General features: G+C 49.6%; 10 protein-coding genes. 9 read left to right on the top strand and 1 reads right to left on the bottom strand.

Annotated elements, in window-relative coordinates; genetic code table 11:
• The first annotated feature begins 245 nt into the window (after nucleotides 1–245).
• The 7 genes from ACQ66Q_RS18125 (at nucleotide 246) to ACQ66Q_RS18095 (ending at nucleotide 10,445) form a co-directional block, all read left to right on the top strand.
• The gene (locus tag ACQ66Q_RS18125; protein WP_377240183.1) at nucleotides 246–3,986 is read left to right on the top strand and encodes a nitrate reductase subunit alpha; all 3,741 of its coding nucleotides are present in this window, start codon (nucleotides 246–248) and stop codon (nucleotides 3,984–3,986) included.
• Nucleotides 3,987–4,003: 17 nt separating this feature from the next.
• Nucleotides 4,004–5,539 carry a nitrate reductase subunit beta gene (gene narH, locus ACQ66Q_RS18120; protein ID WP_430458060.1) on the top strand — a complete coding sequence of 512 codons (1,536 nt, stop codon included), beginning with the start codon at nucleotides 4,004–4,006 and terminating at the stop codon, nucleotides 5,537–5,539.
• Between the two features lie 4 nt (nucleotides 5,540–5,543).
• Entirely contained in the window at nucleotides 5,544–6,290 is a 747-nt protein-coding gene (gene narJ / locus ACQ66Q_RS18115; RefSeq protein ID WP_430458059.1) for a nitrate reductase molybdenum cofactor assembly chaperone, read from the top strand.
• Nucleotides 6,287–6,976 (top strand): respiratory nitrate reductase subunit gamma, encoded by a 690-nt coding sequence (narI, locus tag ACQ66Q_RS18110; protein WP_430458058.1) that lies wholly within the window; start codon nucleotides 6,287–6,289, stop codon nucleotides 6,974–6,976. Before narJ ends, narI begins: the two co-directional genes overlap by 4 nt.
• Nucleotides 6,977–7,028: 52 nt before the next feature.
• Nucleotides 7,029–7,823: a peptidylprolyl isomerase gene (locus ACQ66Q_RS18105; RefSeq protein ID WP_377240174.1), complete on the top strand. Its 795-nt coding sequence runs from the start codon at nucleotides 7,029–7,031 to the stop codon at nucleotides 7,821–7,823.
• Nucleotides 7,824–7,947: 124 nt separating this feature from the next.
• Nucleotides 7,948–9,135: an HPP family protein gene (locus ACQ66Q_RS18100; RefSeq protein WP_430458057.1), complete on the top strand. Its 1,188-nt coding sequence runs from the start codon at nucleotides 7,948–7,950 to the stop codon at nucleotides 9,133–9,135.
• Nucleotides 9,136–9,260: 125 nt separating this feature from the next.
• On the top strand, nucleotides 9,261–10,445 hold the full coding sequence (locus ACQ66Q_RS18095; protein WP_377240170.1) for an alginate export family protein: 1,185 nt from the start codon (nucleotides 9,261–9,263) through the stop codon (nucleotides 10,443–10,445).
• Between the two features lie 61 nt (nucleotides 10,446–10,506).
• Here the strand turns inward: ACQ66Q_RS18095 and ACQ66Q_RS18090 are convergent, their stop codons facing one another.
• Nucleotides 10,507–11,727 carry a nitrate- and nitrite sensing domain-containing protein gene (locus ACQ66Q_RS18090; RefSeq protein WP_430458056.1) on the bottom strand — a complete coding sequence of 407 codons (1,221 nt, stop codon included), beginning with the start codon at nucleotides 11,725–11,727 and terminating at the stop codon, nucleotides 10,507–10,509.
• A 408-nt stretch (nucleotides 11,728–12,135) separates the two neighbouring features.
• Between ACQ66Q_RS18090 and ACQ66Q_RS18085 the strand changes: the two genes are divergently transcribed.
• Complete coding sequence (locus tag ACQ66Q_RS18085) at nucleotides 12,136–12,984, top strand: formate/nitrite transporter family protein (protein WP_430458055.1); 849 nt, start codon at nucleotides 12,136–12,138, stop codon at nucleotides 12,982–12,984.
• A gap of 8 nt (nucleotides 12,985–12,992) precedes the next feature.
• Entirely contained in the window at nucleotides 12,993–14,693 is a 1,701-nt protein-coding gene (locus ACQ66Q_RS18080) for a protein kinase domain-containing protein (protein ID WP_430458054.1), read from the top strand.
• Nucleotides 14,694–14,746: the final 53 nt, after the last annotated feature.

Raw genomic sequence — 14,746 nt, 5'->3', positions numbered from 1 at the left:
AGACCTCAAACCACCACCAGCCCGACCGATTTATATTTTATATATTCACTAATTAATTCAGATAGATAGAAAAATACGAAACTACCCACTTAGTGGTACTTTCAACCTATTGTACCTTTTTTGACTCCGTGGATTGCTTGCGCCAAATCAATCATGATTCTGCTTGCGCATTCCAAACTACTGGCAAGTTCAGCAAATGATCCGGCATACCAATATCAACCGGGTCGGCAAGCAGGAGTAATACAATGAGTCACTTGCTCGACAAACTGCGTTTTTTTAAAACGCGCAGCACGCCATTCGCCGACGGGCACGGCGTTACCACCAATCAGGACAGAACCTGGGAACAGGGTTACCGCCAACGCTGGCAACATGACAAGATTGTCCGCTCCACTCATGGCGTTAACTGTACAGGTTCATGCAGCTGGAAGATATATGTCAAAGATGGTCTGGTGACCTGGGAAACCCAACAAACTGACTACCCACGCACTCGTCCGGATCTGCCGAATCACGAACCGCGCGGCTGTCCTCGCGGCGCCAGCTACTCATGGTACATCTATAGTGCGAACCGACTGAAATACCCGAAAGTTCGTCAGCATCTGATGAAACTGTGGCGCGAAGCCAAAGCGGTACATCAGGACCCGGTCAAGGCCTGGGAGTCGATTGTTTCTGATCCGGTCAAAGCCAAAAGCTATAAAGAACGCCGCGGTTTAGGTGGTTTTATCCGTGCCAGCTGGGATGAAGTCAATGAACTCATCGCAGCAGCCAATATTTACACAACCAAACAATATGGCCCAGACCGTGTCACCGGCTTCTCGCCGATTCCGGCGATGTCGATGGTGTCTTACGCCGCTGGCGCGCGTTATTTGTCGCTGATTGGCGGCAACTGCTTAAGTTTCTACGACTGGTACTGCGACTTACCTCCATCGTCACCACAAGTTTGGGGCGAGCAAACTGACGTACCTGAATCGGCCGACTGGTACAACTCCAATTACATTATTGTCTGGGGTTCCAACGTGCCACAAACACGGACACCAGACGCACACTTCTTATCTGAGGTGCGTTATAAAGGCACCAAAACCTGTGTGATCACATCGGATTATTCCGAAGCTTCCAAATTCGGTGACACCTGGCTCGCGCCAAAACAAGGCACTGATGCGGCCCTGGCCATGGCTTTTGGTCATGTCATTTTAAAAGAATTCCATGTCGACAGCCCAAGTAGTTATTTCACTGATTACGTGCGTCGCTATACCGATATGCCGATGCTGGTTTTATTGGAAGAACAAGACGGTAAGCTGGCTCAGGGCCGTTTCCTGCGCGCAGCAGATCTGATCGATAACCTAGGTGAAGCCAATAATCCAGACTGGAAAACGATTGGTGTCAAACAAGACGGCAGCCTGACCAGTCCAAACGGCGCCATTGGTTACCGCTGGGGCCAAAACACCGATCAGGTCGGTAAATGGAACCTGGAGCAAAAAGACAAAGACGGCGACGTTGAACTGAAACTGTCGTTAATTGACGCGCACGACGCTATTGCTGAAGTGGCCTTCCCGTATTTTGGTGGTGCGCCACATGAATACAAATACTTCCAACATACCGAACATGACGAAGTACAGATCCGTCGCATTCCGGTGCGTAAAGTCCAACTGAAAGATGGTACTGAAGCCTTAGTAGCCACAGTATATGACCTGACGCTGGCGCATTATGGCGTCGATAACGGCGCAGCTTTTGGTCTTGCCGATCCACATCGCGCCGCTTCATATAACGACAACGTGCCATACACTCCGGCCTGGCAACAAGCTATTACCGGCGTCGAGCCAGAAGCTGTAATTCGGGTGGCTCGCGAGTTTGCCCGCAATGCCGACAAAACTCGTGGCCGTTCTATGGTCATCGTCGGTGCTGCGCTCAATCACTGGTACCACATGGACATGAACTACCGCGGTCTCATCAATATGCTGATGATGTGTGGTTGTATCGGTCAAAGTGGTGGTGGCTGGGCACACTATGTTGGTCAGGAAAAACTGCGGCCACAAACTGGCTGGGCGCCGCTGGCATTTGCCACAGACTGGCAGAAACCACCACGTCACATGAACGGCACCTCATTTTTCTATAATCACGCCAGCCAATGGCGCTATGAAAAACTCGATATGGCTGAGGTGGTATCACCGCTGGCCAATAAGGAAAAATGGACCGGCTCCATTATCGATTTTAACAGCCGCGCCGAACGCATGGGCTGGTTGCCTTCTGCACCGCAGCTGGGCACCAACCCACTGCATCTGGCGGCCAAAGCCAAAGCGGCTGGCCTGGATTTAAAAGATTATGTGCTGCATCAGCTCAAATCTGGTGACATTAAGTTCGCCTGTCTGGAACCAGAAAATCCACAGAACTTTCCGCGCAATATGTTTATCTGGCGCTCAAACCTGCTGGGTTCCAGCGGCAAAGGCCATGAATATATGCTACGTCACCTGCTTGGCACCAAACATGGGTTGCTCGGCAAAGACTTAGGCGGTTTTGGCGGCAAAAAACCAGAAGACGTGCAATGGACCGACGCACCAGCCGAAGGCAAAGTTGATTTGTGGGTGACACTGGATTTCCGCATGTCGACTACTTGTCTGTATTCCGACATCGTGCTGCCAACAGCGACCTGGTATGAAAAAGACGATATGAATACCTCGGATATGCATCCGTTTATTCATCCGTTATCAGCTGCGATTGACCCGGTATGGGAAGCGCGCAGCGACTGGGAAATATTTAAAGGCATCGCCAAAGAATTCTCGCGGTTATGCCCGGGCCACTTGGGGGTTGAAACCGATCTGGTCACCACGCCAATGCACCATGACACCCCGGCAGAGCTCGCCCAGCCGTATGGCGTCAAAGCCTGGTGGAAAGGTGAATGTGAGGCCATTCCTGGCATCACCATGCCACACCTGAATGTGGTTGAGCGCGATTATCCTAATACCTATCAGCGGTTTACCTCGCTTGGGCCTTTGCTGGATAAAGCTGGCAACGGCGGTAAAGGCATCAGCTGGGATACCAAAAACGAGGTGCATTTCCTCAAAGAGCTGAACCGCACCCATACCGCTGAAGGCGCCAATAAAGGCCTAGCACGAATTGAAACTGCGATTGATGCCTGTGAAGTGATTTTAAGTCTGGCGCCGGAAACCAATGGTCAGGTTGCGGTGAAAGCCTGGGCGGCTTTATCGAAAATTACCGGCCGTGACCACCGCCATCTGGCGCTGAACAAAGAAGATGAAAAAATCCGCTGGCGCGACATCGTGGCACAACCACGTAAGATCATCTCCTCACCAACCTGGTCAGGCTTGGAAGACGAGCATGTCTCTTATAACGCCGGCTACACCAACGTGCATGAGCTGATCCCATGGCGCACCATCACCGGCCGCCAGCAGTTTTATCAGGACCACGAATGGATGCGAGATTTTGGTGAACAGCAATGTGCTTACAAGCCGCCCATCAACTTAAAAACCGTGGCACCGGTGCTGCATAAGAAGCCCAATGGCAATAAAGAGATCGTGCTGAACTGGATCACACCGCACCAGAAGTGGGGGATCCACAGTACTTACTCTGACAACTTGCTGATGCTGACCTTGTCGCGCGGTGGCCCGATTGTCTGGCTGAGTGAGTTAGATGCACAAGCGGCAGGTATCGAAGATAACGACTGGATTGAGATCTTCAACGTCAATGGTGCCATCGCAGCAAGGGCGGTCGTTTCGCAACGCGTACCGGAAGGCATGAGCATGATGTATCACGCACAGGAGCGGATTGTAAACGTACCTGGTGCAGAGACAACAGGTACCCGCGGCGGTATCCACAACTCAGTGACCCGCGCTGTGATGAAGCCGACTCACATGATCGGTGGTTATGCTCAGCAAGCCTATGGCTTTAACTATTACGGCACTGTCGGCTGTAACCGCGACGAGTTTGTCATCGTGCGCAAGATGAGCAATGTCGACTGGTTAGACACCAAATAAGGTTGGAGTAAGAATTTATGAAAGTCAGAGCCCAAATCGGCATGGTGTTAAACCTCGACAAATGTATCGGTTGCCACACCTGCTCTATCACATGTAAAAACGTCTGGACCTCACGGGAAGGCGTGGAATATGCCTGGTTCAATAACGTCGAAACCAAACCAGGCATTGGATTTCCGAAAGAATGGGAAAACCAGCAAAAATGGCACGGCGGCTGGACCAAAAATGGCAGCGGCGAGCTGGAATTAAAAATTGGCGGCAAACGTCGGGTGCTGGCGAATATTTTCGCCAACCCGGACCTACCGGAAATCGACGACTACTACGAGCCGTTTGATTTTGATTACCAATATCTGCATAACGCACCAGATAGCAAGCACCAGCCTGTCGCACGCCCGCGTTCACTGATTAGCGGCCAGCGCATGGAAAAAATCGAATGGGGGCCAAACTGGGAAGAAATTCTCGGCACCGAATTCGAGAAACGCAAGAAAGACCAGAACTTCAATGACGTGGTGCAAAAAGACATCTACGGCCAGTTTGAAAAAACTTTCATGATGTATCTGCCACGGCTCTGTGAGCACTGTCTGAACCCAGCTTGTGTTGCGGCATGTCCAAGCGGTGCCGTCTACAAACGCGAAGAAGACGGCATTGTATTGATTGATCAGGACAAATGCCGCGGTTGGCGTATGTGTGTCTCAGCCTGCCCGTACAAAAAAATCTATTACAACTGGAAAACCGGTAAATCAGAAAAATGTACTTTCTGCTTCCCGCGGATTGAAGCCGGTCAGCCGACTGTCTGTTCGGAAACCTGCGTTGGCCGCATCCGCTATCTAGGCGTATTGCTGTATGACGCAGATAAAATCGCCGCAGCCGCCAGCGTCGCTAACGAGCAGGATCTGTATCAGGCACAGCTGGATATCTTCTTAGATCCAAATGACCCGAAAGTCATCGCCGCCGCCCGCGCCGAAGGCATCAGTGATAACTGGATTAAAGCCGCGCAGCAAAGCCCGGTGTACATGATGGCGATGGAGTGGAAAGTCGCACTGCCGTTACACCCGGAGTACCGCACACTGCCGATGGTTTGGTATGTACCGCCATTGTCTCCAATCCAAAGCGCAGTTCAAGCTGGCCATGTCGGCATGAACGGTGAAATCCCGGATTTAAAATCGCTACGTATTCCATTGAAATATTTGGCGAATTTATTAACAGCCGGTGATGAAAAGCCTGTGGTGCGGGCCTTAGAGCGCATGATTGCAATGCGGGCGTTTAAACGGGCACAACAGGTCGACGGCGTCGAAGATCTCGCAGTGCTGAAACAGGTTGGTCTGAGTGCGATTCAGGTTGAAGAAATGTATCGCTACATGGCTTTAGCCAACTACGAAGACCGATTTGTTATTCCAACCAGTCATCGTGCTTATGCAGAAAATGCTTATGACCTCAAGAGTTCATGTGGCTTTAGCTTTGGTAACGGTTGTGGCGATGGCAACAACGGCGTGAATCTGTTTGGCGCAAAAACTAAAGGCGTCCGTCAGGTCATTCCAGTAGAGATTAAGGATTAATATCATGCAAATACTTCAGGTGATTTCGTTATTACTCGACTACCCGACTGAGCTGTTGCATGACAGTCAAAACGAGCTTGAACAAATAGTGGAGGCGTCGGTGTTGTCCGACGCCGCCAAGAATGCACTATTGGCTTTTATCAAAAACCGACTGGACAAAGAATTAATGGACTGGCAGGCCGAGTATGACAGCCAGTTCGAGCGTGGCCGCAGTTTAAGTTTATTGCTGTTTGAACATTTACATGGTGAGTCACGGGACCGTGGTCAGGCCATGGTAAACCTGCAAGCGCAGTATCGCGAAGCTGGACTCGATATTTCACAAAAAGAATTACCGGATTATCTGCCGCTGTACTTAGAGTTTTTGTCGACGCAAGGTGATGACAACGCGCGCTACGGTCTGCAGGAAGTTGCTCCCATTCTCGGCTTGTTGGCAGCCCGGCTGGCGCAGCGCGATTCGGATTATCAAATTTTGCTGCATACATTGCTGGAGCTATCAGAGGCTGAAATCGACCTTGCAGATCTGACCAAACAAATCAGCAGTGAGCAAAGAGATGACACGCCCAAAGCGCTGGACAAAGTCTGGGAAGAGGAAATGGTCAGCTTTATGTCACAGCAAGGCGAGAACAGTTGCCCAAGCAGCCAAAACCGTCCGGGCGAAGGCCAGCGCCGCGACCAAATGGTGCCGGTGCAATTTTTTAGCGGTATGGCACCCGGTCAGGACGTGTCCACCACTTCAGGAGTCTTATCATGAGTTACTTTGACCATTTTGCCTTTGGCATTTACCCCTACATCGCCTTTGCCGTGATGTTAATTGGCAGCTGGATACGCTACGACCGCGAGCAATACACCTGGAAGACCAGCTCCAGCCAGCTGCTGGAGAAAAAGGACTTACGTCGCGGCAGTATTCCATTCCATATTGGCATCATTGCCATTTTGGGCGGCCATGCAGTCGGCCTGCTGACACCACCAGAAGTCTGGCACTTGCTCGGCATCAGTGCGTCATTTAAACAAATGATCGCCATGGGCGTTGGTGGTTTTTTCGGCCTGATTTGCCTGTACGGTTTAGTGATCCTGCTCAAACGCCGGCTGACCAATCCGCGTGTAAGAGCCAGCAGCAACCCGATGGATATCGCGCTGCTGTGGTTGTTACTGGCACAACTGTTACTGGGTTTAAGCTCGATTTTTGTCTCCGCTGGTCATATGGACGGTAGCGAGATGTTAAAACTGATGGCATGGGCCCAAAATACTGTGACCTTTGATAGTGCAGAAGCCGTTGCGGCAATGCAGGGCGTACACTGGATTTTCAAAGCGCATATTGTGCTTGGCATGACGCTTTTTGTGGTATTTCCGTTCAGCCGTCTGGTGCATATGTTGAGCGTGCCGCTGCAATATATTGGTCGGCCACATCAGATTGTTCGTCAGCGTTTTATCCGTTAATACATGAAATAAACAGAAGGCCAGCAGAGTGCTGGCCTTTGGGAGTTTTAAAATGATCGAAGTCAATCAGCAGCAAATCTCCGAGGCGGATATCTTTGCTGAAATGCAATACCACCCAGCCAGCGATAAACGCGCAGCCATGGTCGCCGCCGCCCAAAGTTTGATCATTGAGAAATTGCTCTGCCAGCGTGCAGACGAACTGGGCTTAGGTCAGCAAGTTAATGCGATGCAAAACGCTGAAGACAACCAATTACGCCAGGCTGCACAGGATCAGCTGATCCAACAGGTGATCGATTTGGAAGTGGTTGTTCCAACCGCAACTTCCGCCGACTGCGAGCTTTATTACCAGCAAAATCCGGACAAGTTTATCAGCTCTCCGTTACTCGAAGTCCGTCACATTTTATTGGCATGCGCACCAGATGACCATATGGGCCGCAGTAACGCCCAGAAACAAGCTGAGGTACTGATTGAGCAAATTGACAACGGAGCATCCTTTGCTGATTTAGCCAGTCAGTTCTCGGCCTGCTCAACCAAGGACAGTGGTGGTTTGCTCGGTCAAATATCAAAAGGACAAACCGTGCCTGAACTGGAACGCCCATTATTTCGATTAATCCCCGGATTATTGCCTTATCCTCTTGAGAGTCGATATGGCTTGCACGTGATTGAGGTACTCAACCGGGTTGATGGAAAATCGCTGCCCTACCAGGCAGTCTCTCAACGCATTGCGGACTATCTGAATGAAAAAGTCCGGCGTAAAGCGGTCAGTCAGTACATCACGCAGCTGATCACTACATCACAGATTGATGGCTTTGATTTTAATGTGAATGCATCACCATTGATGCAATAGCTGACCAGGTCCTGCGACAGCCCGTTGCTGCAACGGGCTGTCCACGTATCAGTTCTATGCGTCAGTTTTATTCAAACACACCACCAAAGAACGTTGGCTGTCGAAAAAATAAGGTCTGATCCCCATGTTCATTCGATGCACCCGCTGGTTCAAACATGTATTTGCCTTAAAAAACCGCAACGGTCAGCGCCTGTCAGCGATTCCATTTACGCAACGCTTTAAAGTAATCTCTGCAGCTTTTATTGCCCTGTGGCTTGTTGCACAAATCAGCGAGTATTCTCTGCGTGGTACCGAACATTCTCTTCTACTCGCATCGATGGGCGCTTCTGCTGTTTTATTGTTTGGTTTGCCCGGCAGTCCTCTGGCAAAACCAGCGGTTTTCTTTTGGGGTCATTTGCTTTCAGCCGCTATCGGATTGTTGATCAGCCATCTGGTGACTCATTTTGCACTAATGGCAGCCCTAACCGTTTCTTTAGTAGTTTTAATGATGTATCTCTTTGAAGCTATGCATCCACCTGGAGGTGCTACAGCACTGGTTCCGGTGATCGCAACAACCAATGGACCAGCACCGGGGATGGATTTTCTGCTCTATCCGGTTGCCCTGAATTTAATCGTGATGCTGACCGTTAGTTTGTTCTTACAACGCTATTTGTTAAAAATCAACAAAGTCACTCCAGGTCCGGGCACACCCGAAACCAGAGATCTACCTCCCTTGGCTCGGAGCCAGTTACAGAAAGAAGATATTCAAGCAGCGATTCAGGAGTTCTCATCCGTGCTGGATATTAGTGAGTCCGATTTGGTCCGCTTATTCAGCCTCGCTCAGCAACAAGCGATGAACCGACAAACTACGACGCTTCACTGTAACGACATTATGGCGAAGGATTTAGTGACCGTCTCACCAGAAACGTCATTGCAAGAAGCATGGTCTCTGCTTCGTCAGCATAAAATCAGCATGTTGCCGGTGGTCGATGTCGATTATCGTTTGGTAGGTGTGATCTCTGTCCCTGATTTTTTAAAGGACCTTGCGATTAAAGAACTCACTGGAACCCGCCAACATCTGCACAGCCTGTGGCTTCATCTTCGCCTGAAATGGTCGGGTAGCCAACACTCTGCCGGCCATACGGTAGCAGACAAAATGAGTACCCGATTGATCGTTGCTGCCCCAGATGATGCGATATCAACGCTCGTGCCATTACTAGCCAACAATGGATTACATCAAGTTCCAATTGTGACCGAAAACTTTAAGCTCTGTGGTGTTGTTACTCAATCTGACCTGATAGCGGCATTAGCACATTTGCAGGTAATTCAGTAACTACAACCATGAAACGCCAAGATTACCTATTTGTGGTTATCCGACTGTTTATATTGGTATTTTTATCATCTTCATCGTCTAACACGCCTACAATACGCGCAGCGAACCGCAAGAGGAAAACTACGATGAAACGCGCGTTATTGCTGGCCAGCCTGGCCCTGTCTGAAGCAGCTTTTGCTGATGGCATCAATCAAATATGGCAAGACTCTAGCTTGAAATGGAATTTCCGTTATCGCATCGAACAAGTGCAACCTGATGGACCACTTGAAGATGCGTTAGCGTCAACATTGCGCAGCCGACTCACAGTCAATACTGGTAAATGGACATTGGCTTCCAATCAAAGTATCAGCGCGTTGATTGAAGCAGACCATGTGGCCGTGATTGGTGGCGAGACATACAACAATACAGTGAATGGTTCCAGCAGATACGCCACTATCGCAGATCCGGACGGCTTGGATTTAAATCAGGCGGCGCTACTGTTTAAAGCAGGAGATTCCAGTCAGATTACGCTTGGCCGGCAGCGCCTGAACTTCGGCGACCAGCGTTTTATTGGCAGTGTTGGTTGGCGGCAGAATGAACAGACCTTTGATGGGATCAGACTAGTACAGAGCTTCGGCAGTACGGTGCAACTCGACCTTGCCAGTTTACACAATGCCAATCGGGTGTTTGGTCCGGATGGTCCCAATGCAGATCTGCACGGGCGGTTTAATTTGGCGCAGGCCAATTGGACAGTAAAACCAGAACATGTGCTGCAAGGCTACGTGTATGACTTCGATTTTGACAGTCTGGTCGCTCGCTCCAGCAGCACGCGCGGCTTTGATTACAAAGGCGCCGCACAAGGATTTAAATGGCAACTGGCGCTTGCAAATCAACAGGATGCTCATCAAGCACCCGCCAATTACAATGTCGGTTATCATCGGATAGAACTGAGTTATCCCATCAGCCAAGTCACAGTCAAAGGGATTGTCGAGCGTTTAGGCTCGGACGGTAAAGTGGCATTCCAGACACCATTTGCCACTTTACATGCCTTTAATGGCTTTGCGGACATGTTCTTAACCACTCCGACAAATGGATTGCGTGAACAGGCTGTACAATTAGCGTTTCCGGTACTGAAAGCAAAGGCAACCTTGTCGTGGCACCACTTCAACAGTGATTACGCCGATATCCATTATGGCAATGAAGTCGACGCCAGTCTGGCTTACGAACTGAACTCACAATGGCAAATTCTGGGCAAAGTTGCTTTTTATCAGGCGGATAAATACCAGGCGGACACTACTAAATACTGGCTGATGCTGTCCTTTCAGCCATAGCTTCAATTTTCGTCAAGTCTCTCGGACCGACAGCTCCACGTCGGTTTTTTGCGGCGCCATTTCACGTTGATTTGGCGCTCTTTTTTTTGTGACATGCTAACTTTTCTACGACCTGCTCAGCGACTTCAGCAAGTGTCTCCTGCATATCCATGGCCAGTTTTTGTAATTGATGATGCGCTTGTTGCTCTGTCAGCTGATGCTGGTCGATTAACAACAGTTTTGCTCTTTGAATAATTTTGAGTTCTTGTACCGCAATTCTCGCATTACATAACTCTGCTTCAATACTTGAGATGTAGTGTGACTGCTCCCGCAACAAGTGCAGCAGCGAAGCTTGTTCCGGATATTTTGAAGCACTTGGAATGAGGGGGGGTACATCATCCGCCACAATTCCTGCAGGTTCAGACCGATGATGTTGTAGTACACGCTGTTCTTTATCGTAGGTTTGTTTAGAGTTGGTTAGTTGCTGTTCCAGGTTCGCTTTGACGGGCTCTAACATACTGTGTAACACATCAATGCGTTGACTGGCGCTTTGGTACCATAGCTCCGCTAATGTTGGCGACGCCTGTGAGTGAAGACACAGACCAAGCATTAGCTGTTTCAGTTCAGCATACTGTTGGCCATTATCTTGCTCAAAGTAAGGCCGATACTGCAGACAACTCTCGGCATCGATTGCCGGCCAAAGTGCCTGTAAAGCATCGTGTTGAGACTGCCCCAGTACTTGTAGTCGCTCTGCCAGCTCTCCTCCAGCCGCTTTACCAGAAAATGCAATGACCCCCCAAGCACGTTCCTGTCCTGCATACTCTTTGGCTTGAAGCAGATAGATCAGGCTAAGTACAGACCTGCTGACCTGCGCAGAAACCGACAGTCCTGCTGCTTCAATCACCACATCAAGCCATAGCCGAATCAATACTGAGTAATGCTCACAGGGTGTTTGACTTACTTCCTGCCGAAACTGGTAGCGCTGTACAGATTTTCTGATCTCCGCTAAGTCAAAACTACTTTGCAAAGCCAGCGCAATCGATGTTTGCAATCTCGCCGCACTGATGTAGCCCGAAGACATAATGGTTTGTATCACCCGGGCTGTATTTTCCAAGGCCTGATCCACTAATTTGGCCTGGTCATTCAACTGGATCTGAAATGAGGTTTGCGGTGTATACATCACCAAATTGCTGAGTCCACGCTCGCGTTGCAGGTGGTGAACGGCATCGCCGATTTGAGTCACTAACTCAATCAGCGCATGGAGCTGTCGCAACGCAGCCAAATCTTGCTGCTTTGCGGCCAACAATAAACGAAGCACTAAAGGGTCCATTGGAACTCAGCATCTATTTCAAGGAACTTTGCTATCGCAAATGCTGTTCCAACATAGCAAGTACAATCCTATGCCACTGATTTATATAGCGTATATGACCAATAGTCATTCAATACTCGAACACTGCGAAATGCGAAAATGCGCTATGGCTGTGCAAAGCCTGCACTGATATGGCGCACCATCAAGAAGATGTTGGACACACTAAAAGTATTTTTCCATAGATATGAAAGACTTAACTAGTTAGCAAATCTGGCATCTGAAATGCATTAACGATAAAGCGGAATAACCGCAGCAATCACCACAGAATATTGGACAAAGGCGTCCGCTCCTCACCAGAGGGCGGACGCTTTTTTTTTGCACACAGCACAACAAGGAAAAACTATGGCTTACCTCATTCCCGCTGAGTTTGTCACCAAAATGGTCGACGCTGGCGAATCAAAGATTTTTATGTCAACCCGGGATACTCTGATCCGTGCCTTCATGGCAGGGGCGATTCTGGCGCTGGCAGCCGTATTTGCCGTGACAGTCTCTGTACAAACCGGGTCACCGTTGGCTGGCGCTATGTTGTTTCCGGTTGGCTTTATCATGTTGTATTTAATGGGTTTTGATTTGTTAACCGGTGTGTTTGTGTTAACACCTTTAGCATGGTTAGATAAACGCCCCGGCGTGACCATCAGCGGTATTTTACGAAACTGGGGATTGGTATTTTGCGGCAATTTCGCCGGTGCGTTAACGGTTGCGTTCATGATGGCCTTTGTATTCACGATGGGGTTTGATGCCCCGGCCGGACCTGTCGGTGAAAAACTGGCTGGCGTTGGTGAAGCCAGAACCGTGGGTTATGCCGCACATGGCGTTAGCGGATGGCTGACAATCTTTTTACGCGGCATGCTGTGTAACTGGATGGTATCGATGGGCGTCGTTGGCGCCATGATATCTACCAATGTCAGTGGCAAAGTGATCGCGATGTGGATGCCGATCATGTTGTTCTTTTATATGGTATTCGAGCATTCGGTCGTCAATATGTTTCTGTTTCCTTTTGCCTTGATGATGGGCGGCGATTTTTCCGTGATGGACTATCTGCTGTGGAACGAGATCCCGACAGCACTGGGCAATCTGGTGGGTGGTTTGGCATTTACCGGTCTCACTTTGTATAGCACTCACTACAAAACGGCACCGAAGCGGGATTTGTTGAACACCAGCAGTTACACTACGAATAAAAAGGCCGCCTGATAGTGGGTTTGCAATTAAATATCGGCCAGTACAGTACCGCTGGCCGTAAATCGATCAATCAGGACTTTATTGACTACAGCATGCCTGCCAGAGCACTTTTGCAGGAAAAAGGTGCCGTATTGGCCATCGCAGATGGGATTGGCAGCAGTCAGGTCAGCCAGATCGCCAGTGAAACTGCAGTGCGCAGTTTTATTCTGGATTATTTTGCGACCAATCCTGCCTGGTCAGTGCAACATGCAGGTCAACAGGTGTTGCAGGCCTGCCATCGTTGGCTCTATCAGCAAAACAGACAAAGCAGCTACGGGCAGGATCCCGATAAAGGCTATTGCTGCGCCTTTTCGGCGGTGATTTTCCGGCAAAAACAGGCACATCTTTTTCATGTCGGAGATTGCCGGATCTATTTGTATCGGCAGTCAAGATTGTCTCAGCTCACCCGTGACCAGCGTACCTGGCAAGCGAATCAACTATTACTGAGCCAGGCCCTTGGCGCCCAACCCACTATTTTGCCTGACTATCAGCAACTCGATATCGCAGTTGACGACCTTTTTCTACTGGCATCCGATGGCTTTTTTGAGTTTATCGAACAAAGTAAATTAGCTGATGTGCTGGCTCAAGCGAATCAGGTTGAAGATCTCACTGAAATGGCCCGCCAACTTGCAGACATCGCGCTCGCCCATGGCAGCGATGATAATATTTCAGTGCAACTTGCCTTGGTCAGGCAGCTCCCCGTGGAGACCACCTTACCAGGTGGCTCGCTAGAAGAGCTGCCACTACCGCCGCTGCTGCATGAAGGTAGTCAGTTTGATGGACTCACCGTGATACGGGTACTCAGCCAGAGTAACCGCAGTCATTTATATCTGGTTGAATTACCTGCCGGTCAACAAGCAGTGTTAAAAGCGCCGTCGCTCGAATTGGCTACAGACGATTCCTATCTCGAGAGTCTGCTGCGTGAAGAATGGATCGCGAATCGGGTACATAGCCCCTATGTGCTTCGTGCGGCAAGCATTGAACATCATCGGACCGCCCTTTACAGCTTGTTTGAATACATTCCCGGTGAAACGTTACATCAATGGCGCTTGCGACAACCTCAACCAGATCTTAATCAGGTCATTGATATCATTGAACAAGCAGGCAAAGCTTTGCAGGCACTGCACCGCGCGGAGATCCTGCACCAGGACATAAGGCCTGATAACGTGATGTTGGATCAACAAGGTCAGGTCAGAGTGATCGACTTTGGTGCTGCACGACTTGCAGGTTTACAAGCGGATCATGAAGTCGCAGGTTTAATTCCGGGCACGGCGCTTTTTACCGCTCCTGAATATTTCACCGGTCAGGCCGGCAGTACTCAATCTGATCTTTATTCATTAGCAGCCCTTTGCTATTACCTGCTCACAGGACAATCGCCCTATGGGCCGGACATTGCTCGTTGTAAAAATCTGCCAGCTCAGCAAAAGCTCAGTTATCGGCCGATCATTGGTCAACATGCTGATTGGCCAGAATGGCTGGATCTGACTTTGCAAAAAGCATTGCAAGTTGATCCATTAAAACGCTATCAGCACCTTTCAGAATTTTTATATGACTTACGTCACCCGAATCCGGGGCTTTGGCGTGAGTTGACGCTACAAGTCGCCTACCCGGTACGAATTTGGCAAACGATCTGTTATCTGCAGACATTGCTCATTCTCTGGCTATTGTTTGTTGTGAACTAATTTAGCGACTGGGACGCATGCTTGTTACACCGCGTCCCATCCGCTCATCTTTG

It is taken from the genome of Rheinheimera sp. (assembly GCF_965283995.1).
GTDB lineage: Bacteria > Pseudomonadota > Gammaproteobacteria > Enterobacterales > Alteromonadaceae > Pararheinheimera.
Note: the sequence above shows the minus strand (reverse complement) of the source record. Positions and strands in the feature narration are given on the sequence as shown.